This window comes from Pseudomonas sp. Pseusp11 (assembly GCF_047304405.1).
Taxonomy (GTDB): Bacteria; Pseudomonadota; Gammaproteobacteria; order Pseudomonadales; family Pseudomonadaceae; genus Aquipseudomonas.
The window spans coordinates 1-23,944 of the sequence record NZ_JBGLZF010000001.1 but is presented as its reverse complement, the minus strand read 5'-3'; the positions used below and the strand labels follow the sequence as shown (position 1 = coordinate 23,944).

Sequence of the window (23,944 nt, the reverse complement as noted above, 5' to 3'; positions counted from 1 at the left end):
CTCCTTTTTTCAAATGACGACTTCGCACAAGGCCTAAAGAAAAAACCGCACGCCATGATGGCAGTGCGGTTTTTCCATGACAGCGAGCGACGACTAAAAACTATTACGCCTGATGGCTGGTAACGTAGTCGATTGCTGCTTGTACAGTAGTGATCTTTTCAGCTTCTTCGTCAGGGATTTCGGTCTCGAATTCCTCTTCCAGAGCCATCACCAGCTCAACGGTGTCAAGGGAGTCGGCACCCAGGTCTTCAACGAAGGAAGCGGTGTTGACCACTTCTTCTTCTTTAACGCCCAGTTGCTCAGCAACGATTTTCTTGACGCGCTCTTCGATGGTGCTCATACCTTGTTTTCACTCCTAATGGACAAATTCAGGCAGCTGGCCAGTGGGTAAGTGTATAGAAAGACTTTTCAGTTTTTCAACTGAAAGCTTCACTCCTCAAACCCTGCGGCCCTCTGCCGATAAAATAGATTGCAGCTTTATAACGGATTTTAGACAGCTCGTATGACATTTTTTTGAAGCAATCCGTCACATTTAACTCATGTACATCCCGCCGTTCACCGGGATTGTAGCCCCAGTAACGTAAGCCGCACCGTCGGACGCAAGAAAAGCGACCACAGACGCGATCTCTTGAGCTTGCCCCAGACGACCCAGCGGAATTTGCGTCTGCAAGGCTTCACGCTGCGCCTCGGGCAGTTCGCGGGTCATATCGGTGTCGATGAACCCTGGGGCCACCGAGTTTACCGTAATCGAACGCGAACCGACTTCACGCGCCAGCGCACGGCTGAAACCTTCCAGACCGGCCTTGGCGGCTGCGTAGTTTACTTGGCCTGCGTTGCCCATGGCACCCACAACCGAGCCAATACTGATAATTCGTCCCCAACGGGCTTTGGTCATACCGCGCAAAACGCCCTTGGACAGGCGGAACAGACTGTTCAAGTTGGTATCGACAACGTCATGCCATTCGTCATCTTTCATGCGCATCATCAGGTTATCGCGGGTGATACCGGCATTATTGACCAGGATCGCCGGCGCACCGAACTGCTCCTGAATGCTCGCCAGCACGGCCGCTACGGACTCGTCGCTGGTGACATTGAGTTCCAGGCCGGTGCCCTGAATACCGTTTTCTTTCAGAGTGGCGGCAATACGCTCGGCACCCGATTCGGAGGTCGCAGTGCCGACAACGATGGCACCCTGACGACCCAGCTCCAGAGCGATAGCCTGGCCGATACCACGGCTGGCACCGGTGACCAGTGCAACTTTACCTTGCAGACTCATGCAAGCTTCTCCTTGATCAGACCAGCGCTGCACGGGCGGCAGCGAAAGCATCTGGGGTATTGAGGTTAGAGGTCGACACGCCTTCGGCGCAACGCTTGTTCAGACCGGCCAGGACCTTGCCCGGGCCGCACTCGACCAGTTGGGTCGCGCCCTTGGCAGCCAGCGCCTGGACCGATTCGACCCAGCGCACAGGCTTGTAAAGCTGTTCAAGCAGATCGCGCTTGAGGGTTTCCAGATCGGCCGGCACGTCGGCACTGACGTTCTGCACTACCGGAATCTGTGGCGCCTGCCAGTCGATCGCTGCGATCGACTCGGCGAACCGCTCGGCGGCCGGACGCATCAGTTCGCAGTGGGACGGCACGCTGACCGGCAACGGCATGGCGCGCTTGGCACCACGCGCCTTGCAGCCTTCGATGGCGCGTTCGACCGCAGCCTTGGCGCCGGCAATCACTACCTGGCCCGGCGAGTTGAAGTTGACTGCGCTGACCACTTCACCTTGCGCCGCTTCGGCGCAGGCTGCCAGTACGTCAGCATCGTCCAGACCGAGGATAGCGGCCATGCCGCCCTGCCCGGCCGGAACGGCTTCCTGCATCAATTGACCGCGACGCTCTACCAGCTTCACCGCGGCGCCCAGGCTCAGGCTGCCCGCAGCCACCAGAGCGCTGTATTCACCCAGGCTGTGACCGGCAACGTAAGCCGGACGCGCACCGCCTTCAGCCAGCCACAGACGCCACAAGGCGATCGAGGCGGTCAGAATGGCCGGTTGGGTTTTATCGGTTTGATTGAGTTGTTCTTCCGGCCCTTGCTGGGTCAGCGCCCACAGGTCGTAACCCAGAGCATCGGAAGCTTCTTTGAATGTTTCGAGGACCACCGGGTGTTGCGCGCCCAACTCGGCCAGCATGCCGAGGGACTGCGAACCCTGTCCTGGAAAGACGAATGCGAGGGAAGCAGACATGTAACAAGCCCCTAATGATCTTGTCGTCGGAGAATTGACGTCCCGCCAGGGGAACGCAAGAAACTGACAGTTGGATGGCTCATTGAACTGAGCGGTCACATTTAAGCATTGTCTGACGAAAACGCCTAAGGCAACAAATCTTCCAGGCGCCCGTGAAGGCGTTCCGGCAAGTTTTCCTGGATCTCTATCAGAGCGCGTTGAATCGCTCTCTGAAAGCCCTGAACCCCCGCCGAACCGTGGCTTTTCACGACAATTCCCTGCAAACCGAGGAAACTTGCGCCGTTATGGCGTGCCGGCGCCAGCTCGGCCTGCAAGCGCTTCATCAGCGGCAGCGCCAGTGCGCCTACCAGTTTCGACGCGAAATTTTTCTTGAACTGGGCTTCGATGCGCCCGGCAATCATGGTCGCCAGGCCTTCGCTGGACTTGAGCAGGATGTTACCGACAAAGCCGTCACACACCACCACATCCGCCTCGCCACGGTACAAACCGTCGCCCTCGACAAACCCGATATAGTTCAGGCCACGCGCATTTTGCAGCAGGGTCGCCGCCAGCTTGACCTGCTGATTGCCCTTGATGTCTTCGGTGCCGATATTCAGCAACGCGACCCGTGGCCGAACGACACCCAAGGCTTGCGCCGCCACAGACCCCATCACCGCAAACTGCAACAGATGCTCGGCACTGCAATCGACATTGGCGCCCAGATCGAGCAACTGGCAGAAACCTTTCTCTGTCGGAATGGCGGCAACCATGGCCGGCCGATCGATCCCCGGCAAGGTTTTGAGCACAAACCGCGACAACGCCATCAGCGCACCGGTATTGCCGGCACTGACACACGCCTGGACCTTGCCATCACGCAACAACTCCAGCGCCACGCGCATCGACGAATCAGGCTTGCCACGCAGGGCCTGGGCAGGCTTTTCATCCATGGTGATGACTTCGGACGCCGGCACAATCGACAGACGCGAGCGATCCACAGCCGATTGGCCAGCGATCAATTCTTCAAGTAGGGAGGGTTGACCGACAAGGGTCAGGTGCAGCGAGGGCGTAGCTGACAGACAAGCAAGGCTGGCCTGAACAATGCTGCGGGGACCGAAGTCCCCGCCCATTGCGTCAATCGCGATGACTTGAGCGGACAAGGATTACTCGTCAGCGCCCTTGTCGATCACTTTACGGCCACGGTATACGCCTTCTGGCGATACGTGGTGACGCAGGTGAACTTCACCGGTGGTTTTTTCTACAGACAGGGTGCTAGCCTCGAGAGCATCGTGCGAACGACGCATGTCACGGGCAGAGCGGGATTTTTTGTTCTGCTGAACAGCCATAATTGATTAACTCCTAAACGTTTGGGTCACGCTTTAACTGCGCCAATACACTGAACGGGTTGGACCGCGTTACCTCGTCCTCGCTCGGTTCGGGCTCATCTGCTCCCGCCGGCTGCTGGCATTCTTCCGGATGATGAGCAGGCACAATGGGCAAGGCGAGCAGAAGCTCCTCCTCGATCAGTGACTGCAGATCCAATGGATCTTCGCCCAGTTCCAGCACGTCATAACCTTTCGGCAACGACTGGGTATTCGCACCCTCCTTCACCACAGCATAACTGCATTCGCTATGGATCGGCAGGGTGACCAGCTCAAGACAACGCTGGCAAACCATTTTGACTTCGGTGTCGATAAAGCTGTGGATTACCACAGACTTACGTTCATCTCGTTCAAAAACGAATTTAGCCTGCACCGTACCGACATTGTCGGAAAGCGGATCGCAGAGTCTCTCCAAATCGGCCAGCAGCATTTCACCTTGAAGGGTGGTGCCACGGTCAGCCAATTTGCGCGGGTCAACGTGAGGTGGAATCGGGTCATTCAACATAGGCGCAGCATTATAGGGATGCCCCCAGCCATGTCAAAGGAAATTCAGCCCTGCCCGCCACTTGAGCCTGCGTTAGAATTCGTCCCTTGCCCTTTGGAGATGCGCATGCTGCCTTTATTACTCGCTTCAAGCTCGGTTTATCGCCGGGAATTGCTGGCCCGCCTGCAGTTGCCGTTTACTTGCAGCTCGCCGGATATTGACGAAAGCCATCGCCCGAACGAGTCAGCCATCGAACTGGTAAAGCGCCTCGCCGAAGAAAAAGCCCGCGCACTTACCGCCAGCCACCCCGCCCACCTGATCATCGGCTCGGACCAGGTCGCGGTACTTGGCCAGCGAATTATCGGCAAGCCACACAGCTTCGAAAAGGCCCGCGAACAACTGCTCGCATCGAGCGGTGCCAGCGTGACATTCCTCACCGGCCTGGCATTGCTCAACAGTCAGACCGGCCACTGCCAGGTCGACTGCGTGCCGTTTACCGTGCACATGCGCGAACTCGACGCAACACGCATCGAACGATACCTGCACGCGGAACAGCCCTACGACTGCGCTGGCAGCTTCAAGGCTGAAGGGTTGGGGGTGAGCCTGTTTCAAAGCACCGAAGGTCCTGACGCCACCAGCCTGATCGGCCTGCCACTGATTCGCCTGGTCGACATGTTGCTGGCTGAAGGTGTGCAAATACCCTGAACCGCTGCGCGCGCACAAAAAAACCGGCCACACAGGCCGGTTTCTTATGCAGACAACGATCAGCGCAACGCCGGCCCCTGGAAGCCCATCCACATCGCCAGATGCTCAGCCACGCTGGCACCGAGCTTTTTCGAGAAGCGATCAAACGGCGACTCCTCGATAGTAAAGTCCACCATCTCTTTCTCGCCAATCACGTCACGCGCTACCGAACTGGCACTGCCCAGACCATCAATCAAGCCCAGCGGCAGCGCCTGCTCCCCGGACCAGACCAGCCCAGAGAACAGCTCCGGATGCTCTTTGTCCTTGAGACGATCGCCACGCCCCTTCTTGACGCTACTGATGAACTGCTGATGAGTGGTATCGAGCACACCCTGCCAGAACTGAGTTTCTTCAGGCTTCTGCGGCTGGAACGGATCGAGGAATGATTTGTGCTCGCCAGAGGTGTAGGTACGACGCTCGACACCCAACTTCTCCATGGTGCCGACAAAACCGTAACCGGCCGCGGTCACGCCAATGGAGCCCACCAGACTCGCCTTGTCGGCATAGATCTGATCTGCGGCGCTGGCAATGTAATAGGCACCGGAAGCCCCCAGATCCGAGATCACCGCGTAAACCTTGGTATCCGGATGCAGGCCACGCAAACGACGGATCTCGTCGTAGACATAACCCGACTGCACCGGGCTGCCGCCCGGGCTGTTGATCCGCAGGATCACACCCTTGACCTTGTTGTCCTCGAAGGCTTTACGCAGACTGCCGACGATATTGTCAGCACTGGCCGGCTCTTTCTCGGCGATCATGCCGGTTATATCGATCAATGCCGTGTAACCGGAACCGCGAGTGGCGCTTTTTTCCACATCCATCAGCGGCGTGAACAAGAACAACGCAAGCAACAGATATGCAAAGGTCAGCAGCTTGAAGAAAATCCCCCAGCGGCGGGACCGGCGATGCTCCTGCACGCTGGCCAGCAGAGTAGTTTCCAGCAACTTCCAGCTTTTCTCGTCACCGCTCTCTGCGCTCGCCTTGGCGGGTGCTTTCCATTCGTCGGTCATGACATTTACCCCTGCAAAAACCCGTTAAGCCCGCTGATTCAGCCAGGCGCGCAATTCTGAAAAACGATCAATGGACAGTCGTGGCTCGAACTGCTGCAACGCCTCAATCGACTGAGCGCCATAGCTGACCGCCACCGAATCCATGCCAGCGTTGCGCGCCATCTGCAGATCGAAGGACGAATCCCCGACCATCAGCGCCTGCTCCGGGCGAACCTCGCAATGGGCGAGGATCTGCTCGAGCATCAACGGATGGGGCTTGCTGGCCGTTTCATCGGCCGCACGAGTGACATCAAAATAATCTTCCCAACCGTGGGCTTTCAGCACCCGGTCCAGCCCGCGCCGAGCCTTGCCGGTGGCAACCGCCAGGTGATAGCCGTCAGCACGAAACGCTTCCATCGACTCGAGCACGCCCTCGAACAACGGCGAAGGAACAGCCTCCGCCGCAATGTAGTGCTCCGCGTAATAATCACGGAACGCTACCAGTTCGCCATCGCTGATCTCGGGATACAAGGTGCGAATCGCTTCCGGCAGCCCGAGACCGATGATGCCTTTGACCGCAAAATCATCACGCAACGGGAAGCCGGAGCGCCTGGACGCCACGTGCATCGCCTCGACAATCCGACCAATGGAGTCTGCGAGCGTACCGTCCCAATCGAAAATCAGCAGCTTGTAATCAGATGGGCGCACTCAATCGCTCCACGGTTTTGGCCCACATTTCGTCGACCGGTGCCTGCAACTTCAGCTCGCCGCCATCAGGCAGCGGCACGGTCAGCATGTAGGCATGCAGGAATAGACGCTTGCCGCCCAGGTCACGAATTTCTTTGCTGAAATCTTCATCGCCGTACTTGGTGTCGCCGGCGATGCAATGCCCGGCATGCAAAGTATGGACGCGAATCTGGTGAGTGCGACCGGTGATCGGCTTGGCTTCGACCATGGTGGCAAAGTCACCGAAGCGGCGCAGGACCTTGAATACGGTCACGGACTCCTTGCCCTCCTCCTCGTCGACCTCGACCATACGCTCGCCGGAGCGCAGATTGCTCTTGCCCAGCGACGCCCGGACTTGCTTGATCGAGGCCGCCCAGTTGCCGCGAACCAGCGCCATATAGCGCTTATCGACGCCATCGCCGCGCAATGCCGTGTGCAAGTGACGCAGCATGCTGCGCTTCTTGGCGATCATCAGCAGGCCGGAGGTGTCACGGTCGAGACGGTGAACCAGCTCGAGCTCCTTGCAATCGGGACGCAACTGACGAAAGGCTTCGATCACCCCGTAAGTCAAGCCGCTGCCACCGTGAACCGCGATGCCGCAAGGCTTGTTGATCACGATCAACGCCTTGTCCTCGAAGACAATCGAGGCTTCGAGGCGCTGGAGCAGGCCTTGTGCCAGCGGCACGGGCTCGTCGCGCTCAGGCACGCGCACCGGCGGCACGCGCACGATATCGCCCGCCTGCAGCTTGTATTCGGGCTTGATCCGACCTTTGTTCACCCGCACTTCGCCTTTACGCAAAATGCGGTAAATCAAGGTCTTGGGCACGCCTTTGAGCCGAGCGAGAAGGAAATTATCAATACGTTGGCCGGCATATTCCGGCGAGACCTCAAGCAGTTGTACGCCTGGGGTCGAAGGGGCAGTAGTCGTCATGGTGCGGATGATAACAATTTTTTATGGAATTGAAGCACTTAATCATTGCTGCTATAGTCGCGAACGCCGCCAAAAGTGGCCTGGACAGCGGACTAACGGTCAAAAACCGGCCCTGACCAACGCAATTCACGAGGACGAGAGGCCGTCCTACGGGGCTTTCGCTACGTAACGGCAGAGTTTGCAGTTGTAACAAGCGCAGGTGACATAAGGCCTGAATCATGCCGCAAAGCAGAGTTTTCACTCGCCTTCCGAGCAAATATTCACGGCCAGTTCACAAAGTGCAGTCAGCTGCAAACGACCCCGAGCGAACGCTTCGGAAACAACGCCTAAATTAGCCATGATGCGTGACCTCCCCTTTCGGAGCTCACGGTAAATGCCAACCCGCTGCGGATTCTGCGCGCGGCAGCACCCGAATTATCAGGGATACGTGTAGGGTGGAGATGCACAACCGCTGGACTGTGTAGCAATAGGCTTTATCAAGACGCTTCATCTCGTCCACAGCCGCCGGTTGATTCCTCCTCCTGACTGAGTGCTTAAGTAGCCACAGCAAGCAGGACGCGTACGTCGCGACACCGGCCCAATTGACCGGGGTTCGCTAGACACTGGAGTGGCCAACCACTCCTGACGCACCTGACACCGACCGTGAGAAGTCGTGTGTGCCGAACGCCGTTTCCGGCAGCCCGGAAACCGACGGTACTACATGAAAAGAATGCTGATTAACGCGACTCAACCCGAAGAGTTGCGTGTTGCACTGGTAGATGGCCAACGCCTCTACGACCTGGACATCGAATCCGGTGCACGCGAGCAGAAGAAGGCCAACATCTATAAAGGCCGGATTACTCGCATCGAACCAAGCCTTGAGGCTGCCTTTGTCGATTTCGGCTCTGAGCGCCACGGCTTCCTGCCCCTCAAAGAAATCTCCCGCGAATACTTCAAGAAAACCCCTGAAGGCCGCGTCAATATCAAGGACGTCCTGAGCGAAGGCCAGGAAGTCATCGTTCAGGTCGAAAAAGAAGAACGTGGCAACAAGGGCGCCGCCCTGACCACCTTCATCAGCCTGGCCGGTCGTTACCTGGTTCTGATGCCGAACAACCCGCGTGCCGGCGGTATCTCCCGTCGCATCGAAGGTGAAGAGCGCAACGAACTGCGTGAAGCCCTCAACGGTCTGGTTGCCCCGGCTGACATGGGCCTGATCGTTCGCACTGCCGGCCTTGGCCGCAGCAGCGAAGAAATGCAGTGGGACCTCGACTACCTGCTGCAACTCTGGACCGCCATCAAAGAAGCCTCGCTGGACCGCGCCGCGCCGTTCCTGATCTACCAGGAAAGCAACGTGATCATCCGCGCCATCCGCGATTACCTGCGCCAGGACATCGGCGAAGTGCTGATCGACAGCGTTGAAGCCCAGGACGAAGCCCTGACCTTCATTCGCCAGGTGATGCCGCAGTACGCCAGCAAGATCAAGCTGTACGAAGACAGCGTTCCGCTGTTCAACCGCTTCCAGATCGAAAGCCAGATCGAAACCGCCTTCCAGCGCGTCGTCGAACTGCCTTCCGGCGGCTCCATCGTCATCGATCCGACCGAAGCCCTGGTGTCCATCGACATCAACTCGGCGCGCGCCACCAAAGGCAGCGACATCGAAGAAACCGCTCTGCAGACCAACCTTGAAGCCGCCGAAGAAATCGCCCGTCAGTTGCGCTTGCGCGACATCGGCGGCCTGATCGTCATCGACTTCATCGACATGACCCCTGCCAAGAACCAGCGCGCCGTGGAAGAGAAAGTCCGCGAATGCCTGGAAGCCGACCGCGCCCGCGTGCAAGTCGGTCGCATCTCGCGCTTCGGCCTGCTGGAAATGTCCCGTCAGCGCCTGCGCCCATCGCTGGGCGAAAGCAGCGGCATCGTTTGCCCGCGTTGCAACGGCACCGGCATCATCCGTGACGTTGAATCGCTGTCGCTGGCGATCCTGCGCCTGATCGAAGAAGAAGCCCTGAAAGACCGTACCGCCGAAGTTCGCGCCCAAGTGCCGATCCCGGTGGCGGCGTTCCTGCTCAACGAAAAACGCAACTCGATCACCAAGATCGAACTGCGCACCCGTGCCCGCATTGTCATTCTGCCGAACGATCACCTCGAAACGCCGCACTTCGAAGTTCAGCGTCTGCGCGATGACAGCCCGGAAGCCAGCATCAATCAGTCCAGCTATGAAATCGCTGCTGCCGCTGCCGAAGTCGAAGAAGTCCAGCCAGCCGCCGCGACCCGCACCCTGGTTCGCCAGGAAGCCGCGGTCAAGACTGCACCGGCCCGCGCCAACGCTCCGGTTCCGACCGAAGTCGTCGCCGCTCCAGTAGCTGCACCGGTTGCTGCGCCTGAGCCAAGCCTGTTCAAGGGTCTGGTGAAGTCGCTGATCAGCCTGTTCGCGACCAAGGAAGAGCCTGTTGCTCCGGTTGTGGTTGAAAAACCAGCGACCACCGAGCGCCCTGCCCGCAACGAAGAACGTCGCAACGGTCGTCAGCAGAGCCGCAACCGTAATGGTCGCCGCGATGAAGAGCGCAAGCCTCGTGAGGAACGTGCACCGCGTGAAGAGCGCGCACCACGTGAGCCACGCGAAGCCCGCGAAGAAACGCCAGCAGTCGCCCGCGAAGAACGCGCTCCACGTGCCCCTCGTGAAGAACGTGCACCGCGCGCACCGCGTGAAGATCGCAAGCCACGTGGCGAGCGTGAAGAACGTCCGGTTCGTGAACTGCGCGAGCCTCTGGATGCCGCTCCGGCCGCCGCTGCCACCGCTGAAGAGCGTCCGGCCCGTCAGCCACGCGAAGAACGCGCTCCACGCCCACCGCGTGAAGAACGTCAGCCACGCACCGAGCAAGCTGCTGCCGCCGTAGCCGAAGAAGAGCTGCCAACCAACGAAGAGCAACTGCAGGAAGACGGTCAGGAAGTCGCCGAAGGCGATCGTCCACGCCGCCGCTCCCGTGGCCAGCGTCGTCGCAGCAACCGTCGTGAGCGTCAGCGCGATGCCAACGGCAACGTGATCGAAGGCTCGGAAGAATCCGAAACCGCTGAAAACGCCGAAGCACCAAGCGCTGCCGATCTGGCCGCCGGCCTGGCTGTTACCGCAGCCGTTGCCAGCACCGTGATCAGCGCACCTGCTGAAGCACAAGCCAACGAGCAAGCCGAACGCGCCACTGCTGCCGTTCTGGAAACCGCTCCGGTTGAAGCGCCAGTAGTTGAAGCGACCACGCCGGTAGAAGTCATCGCCGCTCCGGAAATCGAAGTGGCCCCGGTGCGTGAAGCACAGCCGGAAGTTGAAGCTGCCGCCGAACCAGTGGTTGCTGCAGAACCTGTAGTTGAAGCACCAGTGGCTGAACCGGCACGTGAAGTTCGCGAAGTTCGTGAAGAACAAACCACGTTCAACTGGGTTGCCGAGCCACCGGTTGCTGTCGAAGCTCCAGCGCCAGTCGCTGAGGCTCCGGTTGCTGAAGCCCCAGCGGCTGAAGCCACGGTCTCCGAGCCAGTGGTTGCAGCTGCCGAGCCTGCTCCGCTGCTTGAAGCACCGGTGGTTGCCGAAGCTGCACCCGTGGTCGAAGCCGCCCCTGTCAGCGCTCTGACTCCAAGTGGCCGTGCGCCAAACGACCCGCGTGAAGTACGTCGTCGCAAGCGTGAAGCCGAGCGTCTGCAGAAGGAAGCCGAACTGGCTGCCGCTGCTGCTCCGGCCGCTGCCGAGCCAGCACCGGTTGTTGCTGAAGTCGTCGAGGCAGCCCCTGCCCCGGCCGCTGAAGTCCCTGCCGAGCTGGTTGAATCCGCGATCGACGAAGCACCGCGCTCCGTTCAGGAAGCGGTACAGCAACACGAGCAGGCCCTGGAAAAAGAGCACGAGCCTAAACCCCTCGCCTGATTCCATCGGCCACTAAAAAGCCCCGCCTGGTGATCCCAGGCGGGGCTTTTTTATACCGGTTGCTTCGCAGGAAAACCGCGATGGCGGTGCATCAGGCGAAGACCAACCTCTCTGGGGTATCCACGTCCCACAACACCCCGCGGTCCTCCACCGCCACCTCGACCACCCTCGCCTGCGCAAACAGTGACTTGGCGCCCTGATCGCCGGTCAGCGCCATCAATCCCGGACCGAAGCTTCGCCCGAACCCCACCGGATGCCCATATTGCCCTTCATGCACCGGCACACTGATGGCGTCATCCGCAATGGCCGCGACGACCTGTTCAATGCTCGACGGCAGGATAAACGGCATATCCCCCAGCATGATCAGCCAGCCATCGAGTTGCGAACAGGCCGCCACACCCGCCGCAATGCTGTCGCCCAGGCCGGTCGTCTCGATTCGCACAATCTCGCAACCATAGGCCTGCGCCATGCGAATCACTTGCGGGCGGTCCGCGGTGGTGACCAGCACACGCTTCTCGAGTGTCGCTGGCAGATTCACCAGCACCTGCTCGATCACTGAGTGCACGGTGATGCCATCACGGGCGGTGCAGTCCACCAGCAACTTGTCCTTATCGTCACCCGCTACCTGTCGAAACCGACTGCCCTGCCCGGCGGCTAGAACGATAACGCCAATGGAGTCACTCATACGCCCTCCTGCAACGGCCTCTTCTGCTTGAGCTCGATGCCGTTCTTGATCGCCACAATCTCGGCCAGCAGCGACAAGGCGATTTCCGCCGGAGTATGGCTGCCGATGTGCAAGCCGATCGGGCCGTGCAAGCGCTCGATGGCCTGTTGGGACAAGCCTAGCTGAGCCAGGTTGTCCCGGCGCTTCTGGCTGTTGGCCCGAGAACCCAGCGCACCGACATAAAATGCCCTGGAATCCAGGGCCGTGAGCAGCGCCATATCATCCAGGCGCGGATCGTGGGTGAGCGCGACGATGGCGGTGCGTTCGTCGGTCTGGATGGTCAGCACTGCTTCGTCGGGCATGCCCGAAACGAAGCGACCGTGTTGCTCTTCCCAACCGTAGACGAACTCGGTGCGCGGATCGCAAATCAGCACTTCGAAATCCAGCAGCCGCGCCATCTCGGCGACATACCGCGATAGCTGCCCCGCGCCGATCAACAACAATCGCCAACGCGGGCCATAAATGGCGCGCAGTGTGTTGCCATCAAAACTCAGCACATCGTGCTTGTTCGCCGGCTGCAGAACCACTTCACCGGTTGCAACATCCAGCGAGCGCGCCACGATTTCATGTGCCTCGCAGCGCGCCAGCAACTGGGCGACCCACGCCGGATCGCCGACGCGCTCCTCGGTCAGGCGCAACGTGCCGCCGCAGGGCAAACCAAACCGCGCGGCCTCCTCACGAGTGACGCCATAAGTAATCAACTGCACCGGAGGCCCATCGGCCGGGATACGGCCATCGTGCAGCCGGGCAATCAGGTCATCCTCGACACAGCCACCGGACACCGAGCCAATCACTACGCCATCGCCACGCAAGGCGAGCATGGCGCCAGGTGCCCGGGGCGCGGTGCCCCAGGTCTGGACCACGCTGTACAACATCACCCGCTGACCGGCGCGGCGCCATTCCAGCACGCTGCGCAGGACGTTCAGATCGACGCTGTCCATCAGGCGTCAGCCTTCTGCCAGCCTTGCAGCTGATAGCGAACCGGCAAGCTGCGGATGCGCTTGCCGGTGGCGGCGAAGATCGCGTTGCACAGCGCAGGCGCAATCGGCGGCACGCCCGGCTCACCGACCCCGCCCAACGGTACATTGCCCGGTGGCGTGACCAGGTGCACGGCGACTTCCTTCGGTGCCAGGGACATGCGCGCCACTTCGTACATGTGGAAGTTGTCCTGCTGGACCTTGCCGTCCTTGAAGCTGATTTCCCCCAGCACCGCGTTGCCCAGGCCCATGACGCAGGCGCCTTCGAACTGCGAGCGAATCCGTTCGGGGTTGATCTGCGGGCCGCAATCCACGGCAATGTCGGCCTTGTGTACGATCAGCGTGCCATCGTCTTTGACTTCGACTTCGATCACCGCCGCCACATAAGTCACGAAGCTGTAATGCACCGCCAGGCCCAGGCCTCGGCCCTTGGGCAACTTACGCCCCCATCCGGCGGCTTTGGCGGCGGTTTCCAGCACGGTGCGCATCCGCGCGGTATCGATCGGATAACGCTCGGGGGATTCACCGTAGTTCCACTCTTCACTCAAGGTACGCGGATCGATCTGACGGTCCGGGCCGAGCAGCTTGATCTGATATTTGAGCGGATCCTGGCCGGCCTTGTGGGCCAGTTCATCGACAAAACTCTGAATCGCAAAGCCGTGGGGGATGTTCGACACCGAGCGATACCAGCCGACCCGCGTGTGGACCGCCGCTTCAGGGTTTTCCAGGCGCACGTTGGGGATCGCATAAGCCATGTTGGTAAAACCCATGCCCAGCTCGAAAGCCGCTTCATGGTTCATGCCCGGCGCGAACAGCGCGGTGATGCTCGGCGCCACCGTACGGTGCAACCAGCCAGACGGCAAGCCGTCCTTATTCAGACTGGCCTTGAGGTATTCGGCAGACACGGTGTGGAAATACGAGTGGTGGATGTCGTCTTCACGGGTCCACTGCACCCGCACGGCCTTGCCCGGGAACTCTTTGGCCAGCAGCGCTGCTTCAATCACGAAGTCCGGCTTGGACTTACGACCGAAACCGCCGCCGAGCAAGGTAACGTTGAACGTGACGTTATCGAACGGAATGCCCAGGCGCTCGCCAATCCGTTCGCGGGTGACTTGCGGCGCCTGGCTTGGCGCCCAGGCCTCACACACACCGTCCTTGAAACGGGCGATGGCGACCATCGGCTCCATCGGCGATTGCGCCAGGTGCGGTAGATAGTAAGAAGCTTCGAGGGTGCTGTCGGCAGCGCTCATGGCCTGGTCGATGTTGCCGGTATTGCGCACCACTTTGCCGGGTTTGAGCGACGCGGTTTCGAGTTCCTTGCGGTAGGCGATCGAGTCGTAACTGGCGTTGGGGCCGTCATCCCACTCGATCTTCAGCGCTTCGCGGCCCTTGATCGCCGCCCAGGTGTTGCTGGCCACCACGGCCACACCGCCAAGCGGCTGGAACTCGGAGGGCAATGGACGGTTTTCGATTTGCAAAACCTTGATCACCCCCGGGACTTTCATCGCGGCGCCGGCATCGAAGGATTTGACCTTGCCGCCGTAGACCGCCGGACGTGCGATGGTGGCGAAAAGCATGCCGTCGAAATGCACATCGGCGCCATAGACCGCACGACCGTTGACGATGTCCGCACCGTCGATGGCCTTGGTGCCCTCCTTGCCAATGTAGCGAAACTCCGACGGCTGTTTGAGCCGCAGGCTGTCGCGTGCCGGCACCGCCAGCGCACTGGCAGCCGCGGCCAACGCGCCGTAGCCCAGTTCACGGCCAGTCGGTTTATGGATGACTTTGTGCAATTGCGCATGGCATTCGCCGGCCGGCACTTTCCATTGCTCGGCAGCGGCTTGCTCAAGCATGGTCCGCGCGGCAGCACCGCAACGGCGCATTGGCTCGAACCAGTGACGCATACTGCGCGAACCGTCGGTGTCCTGGTTACCGAAACGCACTTCGTCGCCCGGCGCCTGCTGCACTTTGACCTGCGCCCAGTCGGCGTCCAGTTCATCGGCCACCACCATGGACAGACTGGTGCGCACGCCCTGGCCCATTTCCGAGCGGTTGCAGATCACGGTCACGCTGCCATCGGCGGCAATGCTGATGTAAACCTTGGGGTCATCGATCCAGCCGTTGGGCATGCCATCGGCGCCGAACTGTTTTTCCTTTTCGGCCGCCAATGCGTCTTGCCAGCCCCAACTGGCGGCCAGCACCAACGCACTGGTGGCGCCCACGCCCTTGAGGAAACCGCGGCGACTGAGGTTGCTCAGATTGCTCAGCGCAAAATCATTCGGTAGCTGGCTCATGCCTTGGCCTCCTTCAGGTGAGTGGATGCCTGGCGGATGGCGGTCTTGATCCGGTTGTAGGTGCCGCAACGGCAAATATTGCCGACCATCGCCTCTTCAATCTGCTCGTCGCTGGGGTTCGGGTTGGTTTTCAGCAGCGCGGTGGCCGACATGATCTGTCCGCCCTGGCAATAACCGCACTGAGCCACGGCGCTGTCGAGCCAGGCTTGCTGGACGACTTTGCCCACCGGGTCGGCGTGCAAGTTGTCGATGGTGCTGACGTTCTGGCCGATAACCGAGCCGATCGGCGTGATGCAACTGCGCGCGGGCGCGCCGTCGATATGAATGGTGCAAGCGCCACACAGGCCCATGCCGCAGCCGAATTTGGTGCCGTTGTAGCCAGCCACGTCACGGATCGCCCAGAGCAGCGGCATGTCCTCGGTGACATCGAGTTGATGATCTTGACCATTGAGTTTCAGGGTAATCATGGGCACGCCCGCATAGTTATAGAGGTTATGGGGTCGAGCAATCTGCCGCTTGGGGTTCGCGGTTCACTACACGCAGATCGACTCAGGCTAATCGGCTCTCTTATGCAGACACGACGTCTGCACCGGGCCTTTGGTGAAGAAAATGTTTGCATCGTTAGCTGGCTAAGTTAACTGAGCATTAACAAAAAAGCCCTGCACATTTGAAAATGTGCAGGGCTTTTTAATCAGCCTGAAAGCGTAGCCTCAATACTGGTTGGGTTCCATTTCCAGGTCGACCTTGAAACGCTCTGCAATGTCTTTCTGAATGCGCTGCGCCAGATTCAGCAATTGCAGGCCCGTTGCGCTGCCGTAGTTGACCAGCACCAGCGCCTGTAATTTATGCACACCGGCATCGCCGTCGCGAAAGCCTTTCCAGCCGGCGCGTTCGATCAGCCAGCCCGCCGCCAGCTTCATTTGCCCGTCGGGCTGCGCATACGCCACCAGATCCGGGTATTCACCCTTGAGTTGTGCCACAAGTGCGGCTGGCACCAACGGATTCTTGAAGAAGCTGCCGGCATTGCCGAGCACCGCCGGGTCCGGGAGTTTTTCGCTGCGGATGCTGCAAATGGCCTGGCTGACATCGGTCGGCGTCGGGTGATCAATACCCTGCTCGGTCAGGCGCTGACGCACCGGACCGTATTCCAGGTGCAGATGCGCGATGCGCGTGAGGGTAAAACGCACCCGCAGGATCAACCAGCGCCCAGGTTCCTGTTTGAACAGGCTGTCGCGGTAGGCAAAGTTGCACTCGGCCAGCGTGAAGTCCCGCAGCTCGCCGGTCTGGCGATCGAGGGCCGTCAGGCCGGCGAATACGTCCTTTATCTCGACACCGTAAGCGCCGATGTTCTGCATCGGTGCCGCGCCGACGGTGCCGGGGATCAGGCTGAGGTTTTCCAGCCCCGACCACCCTTGCGCCAGGGTGTGTTGCACAAACGGGTGCCACGGCTCGCCGGCCTCGGCTTCGATCACCACCTGGTTGCCGTCATCGCTCAGCAGGCGAATCCCCCGTGTAGCCATGCGCAACACCAGTGCCGGCACATCGGCGGTCAGCAACAAATTGCTGCCACCACCGATCACCAGCACCGGCACTTCGTGTTCCACCGCGTAGGCCAGGGCTTCGCGCACGTCGGCATCGCTATGGGCTTCGGCAAACAGCCGCGCCTGAACGTCCACGCCAAAGCTGTTGAACGGTTTGAGCGAAACCCGGGGTTGAACCTGCAAACTCATAACCGTCCCTTCAATTCGATCACCAGCAGATCGCTGGCGCGCTCGATCAGGTCCAGTACCTGTTCGAAGCCTTGGTCGCCGTCGTAATAAGGATCCGGCACTTCATCGATTTCCGACTGGTAGCGACGCAGGAACAAATCCAGTTCGGCCTTGCCCTTGGCCGGTTGCATGGCCTTGAGGTGGCGCAGGTTGCTGTTGTCCATCGCCAGGATCAGGTCGTAGGTGGCGAAATCGGCGCGGGTCACTTGCTGGGCGCGCTGGGCGGACAGGTCGTAGCCGCGCAGTTTCGCCGCGGCCTGGCTGCGCTTGTCCGGAGCCTTGCCGACGTGCCAGTCACCGGTGCCGGCGGAAGCCACTTCGACTTGATCGGCCAGCCCCGCCTCACGCAGCTTGTGCCGCAATACGCCCTCAGCCGTGGGGGACCGGCAGATGTTGCCCAGGCAGACGAACAGGACCCGCATCAGGCCTCCAGCAGGCGACGAACGCGCTCGAGGTCTTCAACGGTGTCGACGCCGGTGGGCGGCGCGATCAGCGCGTCGGCGACGTGAATCCGCACGCCGTGCCACAGGGCACGCAGCTGTTCCAGAGACTCGGTGTTTTCCAGCCAGCACGGGCCCCAGGTGACGAAGTCCTGCAGGAAACCGGCGCGGTAAGCGTAGATACCGATGTGGCGGCGATACGGCACGCCCTCCGGCAATTGCTCGCGGCTTTTGGCAAACGCGTCCCGAGCCCACGGCAAGGTGGCACGACTGAAGGTCAGCGCCAGGCCATTAAGGTCGCTGACCACTTTGACCACATTGGGGTTGAACAGGGTTTCGACGTCTTCGATCGGCTCGGCCAGGGTGGCCATGCGTGCTTCGGTGTGAGCGGCCAGGTTGGCGGCGACCTGATCGATCACGCTTGGCGGGATCAACGGCTCGTCGCCCTGAACATTGACCACGATCGCGTCCGGGACCAGGCCCAGTTTCGCCGCAACTTCGGCCAGGCGGTCAGTGCCGGAATTGTGGTCTTCGCGGGTCAGCACCACTTCGGCGCCAAAGCCCTTGCAGGCCTCGACAATGCGCGCATCGTCAGTGGCGACCACCACGCGCTGGGCGCTGCTTTTGCTCGCCTGTTCCCAGACGTGCTGGATCATCGGCTTGCCGGCGATCAGCAGCAGGGGCTTGCCCGGCAGACGAGTGGAGGCATAACGCGATGGAATGACAACGGTAAAGGCTGTGGTCATTTATCCAGACGCTCATCGGTAGTCAGGGTGCGTGCTTCGCTTTCGAGCATCACCGGGATGCCGTCGCGAATCGGGTACGCGAGGCCGGCGCCCTTGCTGATCAGCTCGGTTTTGTCGGCGCTGAGCTTGAGCGGGCCTTTGCAGACCGGGCAAGCGAGGATATCGAGCAATTTGGTGTCCATGTACATTCCCTGGATAGAAACGGAGTTAAGGCAAAAGACGAGCCGGCAACAGGCGCATCAGCTGCGTATCGAACCAGGCCACGAAGGCCGGCGATGGCGCAGCATCGACCGCCAGGTACCACCAATCGGCGGCGGCGAAGGCACGGCACTTCACCGCGTCCTTTTCTGTCATCACCACTGGCAATGACGGTGTGAAATTCAAGGCCTGCACGCTGTACTCGGCGTGGTCGGCAAATGCATGGGGCACTGGCCGCCAGTGTAGCGTTTCGAGGGTCGTGAAGAAACGCCGGGGATTGCCGATCCCGGCCACGGCGTGCAGGGCCTGACCAGCGGGAAAGTAGTCCAGAGGCCGCCGTTCGCCGCTGTGCAGGTTGACCAGTTCGGTGGGTTGCAACTGGAAGGCAAAACCGTCTTCGCGATCATTGGCAGCGCCGTTGTACAGCACCGCATCGACGCTTTGCAGGCGCTCGACCGGTTCGCGCAATGGTCCGGCGGGCAGACAACGGCGGTTGCCCAAGCCGCGAGCGGCGTCGATCAGCACCAGTTCCAGGTTTCGAGCCAGCCGGTAATGCTGCATACCGTCGTCGGAGAGGATCAGGTCCAGCGGCTCACTCGCCAGCAAGGCTTTGACCGCACGGCTGCGGTCCGGGTCGATCATCAGCGGCACGCCGGTGCGCTGGACGATCAACAGCGGCTCATCGCCCGCCACGTCCGCGCCTTGATCCGCCGCGACCCGCCACGGTAATTGCGGCGGTTTGGCGCCGTAACCACGGCTGACCACACCGACCCGCAGACCGCTGCGCTGGCAGTGCTGGATCATCCACAGAATCAGCGGCGTCTTGCCCGTGCCGCCCACCGTGATGTTGCCGACCACGATCAGCGGCACCGGCGATTGGTAGATCTCGCCCTCGCCCGCCAAAAAGCGCTCGCGCTTGCCGGTGACCACGCGTCGATACAGCCACTCAAGCGGCTGCAACAGCTTCAACGCCGGATGACCTTCGTACCACGCGGCGAGCAATCGATCGGACATGGCCATCAGGACGCCGGCGCCGCCTCGACAGTGGTCATGCGCAAGTGGCTGAAACCGAGCTTGCCGGCAGCGTCCATCGCGGTGATGACGGACTGATGGGGGGTTTTGCCATCGGCGCTGATGGACAGCGGCAGATTGGTGTCGCCATTGGATTCTTTCTGTAGCGCTTCCATCAGGCTGGTGAGGTCGTTCTTCGGCAACAGCTGGTTGTTGACCGAATACGCCCCGTCGGCGCTGATGGCGATGTCCAGTTGCTTGAGCTGCTGGTCTTCGGCCGGGGAGCCGCTGACCGCTTCCGGCAGGTCGACGCGCAACTGGGTTTCACGGGTGAAGGTGGTGGTCACGACGAAAAACAGCAACAGGATAAACACCACGTCGATCAGCGACGCGAGGTTAATGTCTACCGTTTCCCGTGGTTTACGACGGAACTTCACGCTTTACCCTCGGCCAGGTCCACGTCGCGATCGCCCTGAATAACCTCGACCAGTTTGATCGCCTCTTGCTCCATGCCCACCACCAGCTCATCGATCCGGCGTTGCAGGAAGCGGTGGAAGAACACGGCCGGGATACCGACCATCAGGCCCGCGGCGGTGGTGATCAGTGCCTTGGAAATACCCCCGGCCAGCACCGCGGCGTTGGTGCTCATGCCCGTGCCCATGAACGCACTGAAAATATCGATCATGCCCAGCACCGTACCCAGCAGCCCCAGCAACGGAGCCATGGCGGCGATGGTGCCCAAGGCGTTGATGTAACGTTCGAGCTCATGAATCACCCGCGCGGCGGCCTCTTCGATGCACTCTTTCATGATCTCGCGACCATGCTTGGAGTTCGCCAGACCGGCAGCCAGGATCTCGCCCAGCGGAGAGTTGGCGCGCAACTCCTTGAGTTTTTCTTTATTGAGTTGCTTGTCCTTGATCCAGACCCAGACCTGCCCGAGCAAGTGCTCCGGGGTCACGCGGCTGGCGCGCAGGGTCCAGAGACGCTCGGCGACGATCGCCATGGCCGCGATGGAACTCAGAATGATCGGCAGCATCATCCAGCCGCCGGATTTGACCAATTCCCACACAGTGACAGTCCCCTCGAAAAAGTGCGCCACTCTAACATAGGGGGTGGGCGCACCGAAGACCGCGATGTCGCATCCGGTCGGGCTTTAATGACGCGGGCTACTGGCGCAATACTGGCGGATCGCGCCAGAAACGCCGTTCCTGAAGCATCGTCCAAGGTGGTTTGAAGCGCCCCAGTTGTAGACGAATGGCACCCTGCTCGGCACTGTCGTAGATCGCCATGCCACGCTTTTGATAACGCGCCACGACTGTGGGATGGGGATGACCGAAAGAATTACCGTTGCCACGGGAAATCAGTACCGCTTTAGGCTGCAGAGCGCTGAGCAACGCCATCGAAGATGAACTGCGACTGCCGTGGTGCGGGGCCTGCAACCAGTCCGTCGGCACCGCCAATGGACTGTCGAGCAGCGCCCGCTCGGCCGCCGTATCGATATCGCCGGTCAGCAGCAACCGCTCACCGTTGGCTTCGACCTGCAGCACGCAGGATTTCTGATTGCTGTCACTGGCCGACGGCCACTGCCAGAGCTGGAACCGCACGTCGTCCCAGGTCCACTGTTGACCGCTCTCACAGCCCTCGGCATGTAACTCGTCCGGCAGGGCCAGTGGATCGCCACTCAGTACCCGCGTCACCGGCACACCGCTGGCAATCGCTCGCGCACCGCCGGCGTGATCGGCGTCGGCGTGACTGATCAGCATCAGATCAAGTCCATTCACCCCCAGTTTGCGCAACGATGGCAACACCACCCGCGCGCCCAGGTCGATATCGCCGAAACGCGGCCCGGCGTCATACAGCAGAGTGTGATGGCGGGTGCGCACCAGGATGGCCAACCCTTGGCCGACATCCAGTTGCCAGACCTCTGCGACGCCTTCAGGCAATGTGTGCCGGGGCACAAAAGCCAGCAACAGCAACATCGGCCAGCCCAACAGGCGCAACGGCACGCCACGTGGCAGTAACAGCAGAAATGCGCCCAGCGTGCCGAACGCCCAAACCCACAACGGAACCGCCACCGGCACCCACGCGGGCAATTGCCCGGCCACCAACGCCAGCCCCTTGAACAAAAGGTCGATCAGACCGCCAGCCAACCACAGTAACCCCTCGCCCACATAGGGAACGGGCAACAGCAGCGTTCCGAGCAAGGCCGGCGGCAAGACCAGCAGGCTGATCCAGGGCACCGCCAGCAGATTGGCCAGCGGCCCGCTGAGACTGATCGGCAACCCCAGCACCAACAACAGCGGGCACAGCCCGATTGCGATCAGCCATTGGGCACGGGTCCAGGTTTGCCACCAACGCCACGGCCCCAATCGCCCGCCAAAGGTGAAAATCAGCACCGCTACTGCCGCAAAGGACAACCAGAAACCCGGTTGCAGGCTTGCCAGCGGGTCCAGCAGCAAAACACCGTCAAGCGCCAGCAACAGCGGCCACCAGGCGCCGAGGTGACGAAACCGTAGCCGCCACAACAACAGCAGACCGATCATCAGGCAGGCCCGACGCACCGGCACCTCGAAACCGGCCAGCAGCCCATAACCGAGCGCCGCCGCGAACGCCAGCCCACACGCCCATGGCAGCCACGGCAAGCGCCTGGGCCATAAGCCATAGCGCGCCAGCCCGGCGATCAGCAGATACACCAGCCCCGCCAGCAAACCAATGTGCTGCCCGGAAATCACCAACAAATGCACAGTGCCGGTGTCTTGCAGCACCTGCCAGTCCTCACGGCTGAGCCCGGCGCCGTCCCCCAGCACCAACGCCGTCAGCGCCCCCGTTCGCCCCTGCGCATCCACGGCCTGCAAACGCTGACGAATGCCGTCGCGCCAGGCCCACTGCGCTTGCCCCAGTCGCTGACCGTCCTTGACGGTCCCGGTGGCGCCAATACGTTGGGCCAGCAACCAGGCGTCGTAATCAAAACCATGGGGGTTGAGCAGCCCGGCAGGACGCTTCAATTTGACTGCCAGCCGCCACCGCTCGCCACTGTTGACGGGCGGCCCACCATACCAAGCCAGACGCAGGTGCCGGGGCAGTTGGGTGCGACGCGACTGACTGTCTGTCAGTTCGAAACGCACTACACCCTCGGCCTGCTGCGGCAAACCGGTGACACGACCTTCGACCCAGCGAGTCTCGCCATCGAGCTTCAGCGCCAGACGATCATCCAGCGCCCATTGCGCATTCGCACACGCCCAGCTGAAACCAAATAGAAAAAATGCCAGTGGAAAGGTTCGAAACGGCAGCAACATCAAACCCACTACCGGCAACAACAGCCACAACCCTGTCGGCGGCAGTGCCGGTAAAAAACGCAGGGCCAGCAGACCCAACGCCAGCGCCATCATCCCTGTGCGCATAAGCCCGTCCTTGAGAGTCCCCTCCCTAGGCTTAGCCGTCGCGCCGCACAGGCGTCGTTAACAATTGTCACAAAGTCTGAATGGGCGGTTCGTAGAATCCAGACATACTTGCCGCCTTAACCGACCGAGAAGCCTTATGCCCCGGCGCTTATTCAAACGTTACATGCCAGACCCGACCAGCATCAGGGAACACAAATCCTTACGCTTTCTTGGCACCCTGCTGCATGACCCGAACCTCTGGCACCTCAATCGTCATTCCGTTGCTCGGGCCATGGCCGTTGGCCTGTTCGCGGCATTCCTGCCCATCCCGTTGCAAATGCTGTTGGCGGCCATCCTCGCCATCGTGGTGCGCGGCAACATGCCGATAGCGGTCAGCCTGGTCTGGCTGACCAACCCGATCACCATGCCGGCGGTGTTCTTCTGCACCTACCAGACCGGCGCCTGGCTGATGGACGTCCCCGCCAGGAGCTTGCCGGACGAGTTGACCTGGGAATGGATCAGCGGCGAGCTCTCGACTTTGTGGCAACCGTTTTTACTGGGCTCGGTGGTAACGGGGCTGGTGCTTGGGGCGTTGGCTTATTGTCTGGTGATGATGTATTGGCGCTGGTGGGTGAGTCGGCAGTGGGCACGGCGTAAGCGCAGCCGGATGCAGGAATGAAAAACGGCCTCCACTTGGGAGGCCGTTTTTTTATATGGGGGACATATCCATTGCTGCGGTAACGGCTACTTATGGTTTCGCTCTTACAGCGAGTCACTTTCGAAAAGCGCGAAAGTAACCAAAGCGCTCTTGCCCCGCCATTCGGTGCCTCGCTTAGGCTCGGCATGCCCTCACTCCGGCATTACTCCGGGGGCCCGCCGCCATCGGCCATCCATGGCCGGGGGCGGCTACCGCGGCATCCTTGCCGCGGTGCCCCCTGCGCAACGCCTGCGTTCGGCCTCTGGGAAAGGGGCTGCAGATCCAAAGCCAAAGCAGAAGCCACAGCAAGATCAAAAGATCGCAGCCTCGCTTCGCTCGACAGCTCCTACAGGGAAATG

At 60.9% G+C, this 23,944-nt stretch carries 24 protein-coding genes; 3 read left to right on the top strand and 21 right to left on the bottom strand.

Going from position 1 to position 23,944, the window contains the following annotated elements; genetic code table 11:
• Window positions 1-103 precede the first annotated feature (103 nt).
• The 6 genes from acpP to ACCC96_RS00095 all read right to left on the bottom strand — a co-directional run bounded on the left by acpP (window position 104) and on the right by ACCC96_RS00095 (window position 4,094).
• Window positions 104-340: an acyl carrier protein gene (gene acpP / locus ACCC96_RS00120; RefSeq protein ID WP_003175607.1), complete on the bottom strand. Its 237-nt coding sequence runs from the start codon at window positions 338-340 to the stop codon at window positions 104-106.
• Window positions 341-532: 192 nt separating this feature from the next.
• Complete coding sequence (gene fabG / locus ACCC96_RS00115; protein ID WP_413694659.1) at window positions 533-1,276, bottom strand: 3-oxoacyl-ACP reductase FabG; 744 nt, start codon at window positions 1,274-1,276, stop codon at window positions 533-535.
• A gap of 16 nt (window positions 1,277-1,292) precedes the next feature.
• Entirely contained in the window at window positions 1,293-2,231 is a 939-nt protein-coding gene (gene fabD, locus ACCC96_RS00110; RefSeq protein WP_258672804.1) for an ACP S-malonyltransferase, read from the bottom strand.
• A 125-nt stretch (window positions 2,232-2,356) separates the two neighbouring features.
• Entirely contained in the window at window positions 2,357-3,367 is a 1,011-nt protein-coding gene (gene plsX, locus ACCC96_RS00105) for a phosphate acyltransferase PlsX (protein WP_413694658.1), read from the bottom strand.
• A gap of 3 nt (window positions 3,368-3,370) precedes the next feature.
• A complete protein-coding gene (rpmF, locus tag ACCC96_RS00100) occupies window positions 3,371-3,553 on the bottom strand; it encodes a 50S ribosomal protein L32 (RefSeq protein WP_003179396.1) in 183 nt (60 codons plus the stop codon).
• Between the two features lie 13 nt (window positions 3,554-3,566).
• Window positions 3,567-4,094, bottom strand: a complete 528-nt coding sequence (locus tag ACCC96_RS00095) for a YceD family protein (RefSeq protein WP_007942001.1) — start codon at window positions 4,092-4,094, stop codon at window positions 3,567-3,569.
• A gap of 105 nt (window positions 4,095-4,199) precedes the next feature.
• Between ACCC96_RS00095 and ACCC96_RS00090 the strand changes: the two genes are divergently transcribed.
• A complete protein-coding gene (locus ACCC96_RS00090) occupies window positions 4,200-4,778 on the top strand; it encodes a Maf family protein (RefSeq protein ID WP_413694657.1) in 579 nt (192 codons plus the stop codon).
• A gap of 59 nt (window positions 4,779-4,837) precedes the next feature.
• Here ACCC96_RS00090 and sppA read toward each other — a convergent pair whose 3' ends face one another.
• Genes sppA through rluC form a run of 3 tightly spaced genes read right to left on the bottom strand, consistent with a single transcriptional unit; the run spans window position 4,838 to window position 7,463 of the window.
• Entirely contained in the window at window positions 4,838-5,827 is a 990-nt protein-coding gene (gene sppA, locus ACCC96_RS00085; protein ID WP_413694656.1) for a signal peptide peptidase SppA, read from the bottom strand.
• Window positions 5,828-5,851: 24 nt separating this feature from the next.
• Complete coding sequence (locus tag ACCC96_RS00080; protein WP_413694655.1) at window positions 5,852-6,514, bottom strand: HAD-IA family hydrolase; 663 nt, start codon at window positions 6,512-6,514, stop codon at window positions 5,852-5,854.
• Window positions 6,501-7,463, bottom strand: a complete 963-nt coding sequence (gene rluC, locus ACCC96_RS00075) for a 23S rRNA pseudouridine(955/2504/2580) synthase RluC (RefSeq protein ID WP_413694654.1) — start codon at window positions 7,461-7,463, stop codon at window positions 6,501-6,503. Before rluC ends, ACCC96_RS00080 begins: the two co-directional genes overlap by 14 nt.
• 700 nt (window positions 7,464-8,163) lie before the next feature.
• Here rluC and rne point away from each other — a divergent pair.
• A complete protein-coding gene (gene rne, locus ACCC96_RS00070; RefSeq protein WP_413694653.1) occupies window positions 8,164-11,349 on the top strand; it encodes a ribonuclease E in 3,186 nt (1,061 codons plus the stop codon).
• Between the two features lie 91 nt (window positions 11,350-11,440).
• Here the strand turns inward: rne and ACCC96_RS00065 are convergent, their stop codons facing one another.
• From ACCC96_RS00065 to ACCC96_RS00010, 12 genes are all read right to left on the bottom strand, one after another.
• On the bottom strand, window positions 11,441-12,034 hold the full coding sequence (locus ACCC96_RS00065; protein ID WP_413694652.1) for a nucleotidyltransferase family protein: 594 nt from the start codon (window positions 12,032-12,034) through the stop codon (window positions 11,441-11,443).
• A complete protein-coding gene (locus ACCC96_RS00060) occupies window positions 12,031-13,014 on the bottom strand; it encodes an XdhC family protein (RefSeq protein ID WP_413694651.1) in 984 nt (327 codons plus the stop codon). The genes ACCC96_RS00065 and ACCC96_RS00060 overlap by 4 nt, the downstream gene beginning before the upstream one ends.
• Window positions 13,014-15,344 (bottom strand): molybdopterin cofactor-binding domain-containing protein, encoded by a 2,331-nt coding sequence (locus tag ACCC96_RS00055; RefSeq protein ID WP_413694650.1) that lies wholly within the window; start codon window positions 15,342-15,344, stop codon window positions 13,014-13,016. Before ACCC96_RS00055 ends, ACCC96_RS00060 begins: the two co-directional genes overlap by 1 nt.
• Window positions 15,341-15,811: a (2Fe-2S)-binding protein gene (locus ACCC96_RS00050; RefSeq protein ID WP_019650423.1), complete on the bottom strand. Its 471-nt coding sequence runs from the start codon at window positions 15,809-15,811 to the stop codon at window positions 15,341-15,343. Before ACCC96_RS00050 ends, ACCC96_RS00055 begins: the two co-directional genes overlap by 4 nt.
• A gap of 243 nt (window positions 15,812-16,054) precedes the next feature.
• Window positions 16,055-17,074, bottom strand: a complete 1,020-nt coding sequence (gene murB, locus ACCC96_RS00045) for a UDP-N-acetylmuramate dehydrogenase (protein WP_413694649.1) — start codon at window positions 17,072-17,074, stop codon at window positions 16,055-16,057.
• A complete protein-coding gene (locus ACCC96_RS00040) occupies window positions 17,071-17,535 on the bottom strand; it encodes a low molecular weight protein-tyrosine-phosphatase (protein ID WP_019650421.1) in 465 nt (154 codons plus the stop codon). The genes murB and ACCC96_RS00040 overlap by 4 nt, the downstream gene beginning before the upstream one ends.
• Window positions 17,535-18,299, bottom strand: a complete 765-nt coding sequence (kdsB, locus tag ACCC96_RS00035) for a 3-deoxy-manno-octulosonate cytidylyltransferase (protein WP_413694648.1) — start codon at window positions 18,297-18,299, stop codon at window positions 17,535-17,537. Before kdsB ends, ACCC96_RS00040 begins: the two co-directional genes overlap by 1 nt.
• Window positions 18,296-18,481: a Trm112 family protein gene (locus ACCC96_RS00030; protein ID WP_003179363.1), complete on the bottom strand. Its 186-nt coding sequence runs from the start codon at window positions 18,479-18,481 to the stop codon at window positions 18,296-18,298. Before ACCC96_RS00030 ends, kdsB begins: the two co-directional genes overlap by 4 nt.
• Before the next feature lie 25 nt (window positions 18,482-18,506).
• Window positions 18,507-19,517, bottom strand: coding sequence for a tetraacyldisaccharide 4'-kinase (gene lpxK / locus ACCC96_RS00025; RefSeq protein ID WP_413694647.1), 1,011 nt, complete (start codon window positions 19,515-19,517; stop codon window positions 18,507-18,509).
• Window positions 19,517-19,945, bottom strand: a complete 429-nt coding sequence (locus tag ACCC96_RS00020) for an ExbD/TolR family protein (RefSeq protein ID WP_018926235.1) — start codon at window positions 19,943-19,945, stop codon at window positions 19,517-19,519. The genes lpxK and ACCC96_RS00020 overlap by 1 nt, the downstream gene beginning before the upstream one ends.
• Entirely contained in the window at window positions 19,942-20,577 is a 636-nt protein-coding gene (locus ACCC96_RS00015; protein WP_413694646.1) for a MotA/TolQ/ExbB proton channel family protein, read from the bottom strand. Before ACCC96_RS00015 ends, ACCC96_RS00020 begins: the two co-directional genes overlap by 4 nt.
• Window positions 20,578-20,674: 97 nt before the next feature.
• Window positions 20,675-22,909: a DNA internalization-related competence protein ComEC/Rec2 gene (locus ACCC96_RS00010; protein WP_413694645.1), complete on the bottom strand. Its 2,235-nt coding sequence runs from the start codon at window positions 22,907-22,909 to the stop codon at window positions 20,675-20,677.
• A 136-nt stretch (window positions 22,910-23,045) separates the two neighbouring features.
• On the opposite strand from ACCC96_RS00010, the gene ACCC96_RS00005 reads away from it, so the two are divergent.
• Window positions 23,046-23,567: a DUF2062 domain-containing protein gene (locus ACCC96_RS00005; RefSeq protein WP_205889459.1), complete on the top strand. Its 522-nt coding sequence runs from the start codon at window positions 23,046-23,048 to the stop codon at window positions 23,565-23,567.
• Window positions 23,568-23,944: the final 377 nt, after the last annotated feature.

Coding starts and splice junctions, on each gene's coding strand:
- acpP (WP_003175607.1), bottom strand. CDS start 340: ATGAGCACCATCGAAGAGCGCGTCAAGAAAATCGTTGCTGAGCAACTG.
- fabG (WP_413694659.1), bottom strand. CDS start 1,276: ATGAGTCTGCAAGGTAAAGTTGCACTGGTCACCGGTGCCAGCCGTGGT.
- fabD (WP_258672804.1), bottom strand. CDS start 2,231: ATGTCTGCTTCCCTCGCATTCGTCTTTCCAGGACAGGGTTCGCAGTCC.
- rpmF (WP_003179396.1), bottom strand. CDS start 3,553: ATGGCTGTTCAGCAGAACAAAAAATCCCGCTCTGCCCGTGACATGCGT.
- ACCC96_RS00095 (WP_007942001.1), bottom strand. CDS start 4,094: ATGTTGAATGACCCGATTCCACCTCACGTTGACCCGCGCAAATTGGCT.
- ACCC96_RS00090 (WP_413694657.1), top strand. CDS start 4,200: ATGCTGCCTTTATTACTCGCTTCAAGCTCGGTTTATCGCCGGGAATTG.
- sppA (WP_413694656.1), bottom strand. CDS start 5,827: ATGACCGACGAATGGAAAGCACCCGCCAAGGCGAGCGCAGAGAGCGGT.
- rluC (WP_413694654.1), bottom strand. CDS start 7,463: ATGACGACTACTGCCCCTTCGACCCCAGGCGTACAACTGCTTGAGGTC.
- rne (WP_413694653.1), top strand. CDS start 8,164: ATGAAAAGAATGCTGATTAACGCGACTCAACCCGAAGAGTTGCGTGTT.
- ACCC96_RS00065 (WP_413694652.1), bottom strand. CDS start 12,034: ATGAGTGACTCCATTGGCGTTATCGTTCTAGCCGCCGGGCAGGGCAGT.
- ACCC96_RS00060 (WP_413694651.1), bottom strand. CDS start 13,014: ATGGACAGCGTCGATCTGAACGTCCTGCGCAGCGTGCTGGAATGGCGC.
- ACCC96_RS00055 (WP_413694650.1), bottom strand. CDS start 15,344: ATGAGCCAGCTACCGAATGATTTTGCGCTGAGCAATCTGAGCAACCTC.
- ACCC96_RS00050 (WP_019650423.1), bottom strand. CDS start 15,811: ATGATTACCCTGAAACTCAATGGTCAAGATCATCAACTCGATGTCACC.
- murB (WP_413694649.1), bottom strand. CDS start 17,074: ATGAGTTTGCAGGTTCAACCCCGGGTTTCGCTCAAACCGTTCAACAGC.
- ACCC96_RS00040 (WP_019650421.1), bottom strand. CDS start 17,535: ATGCGGGTCCTGTTCGTCTGCCTGGGCAACATCTGCCGGTCCCCCACG.
- kdsB (WP_413694648.1), bottom strand. CDS start 18,299: ATGACCACAGCCTTTACCGTTGTCATTCCATCGCGTTATGCCTCCACT.
- ACCC96_RS00030 (WP_003179363.1), bottom strand. CDS start 18,481: ATGGACACCAAATTGCTCGATATCCTCGCTTGCCCGGTCTGCAAAGGC.
- lpxK (WP_413694647.1), bottom strand. CDS start 19,517: ATGGCCATGTCCGATCGATTGCTCGCCGCGTGGTACGAAGGTCATCCG.
- ACCC96_RS00010 (WP_413694645.1), bottom strand. CDS start 22,909: ATGCGCACAGGGATGATGGCGCTGGCGTTGGGTCTGCTGGCCCTGCGT.
- ACCC96_RS00005 (WP_205889459.1), top strand. CDS start 23,046: ATGCCCCGGCGCTTATTCAAACGTTACATGCCAGACCCGACCAGCATC.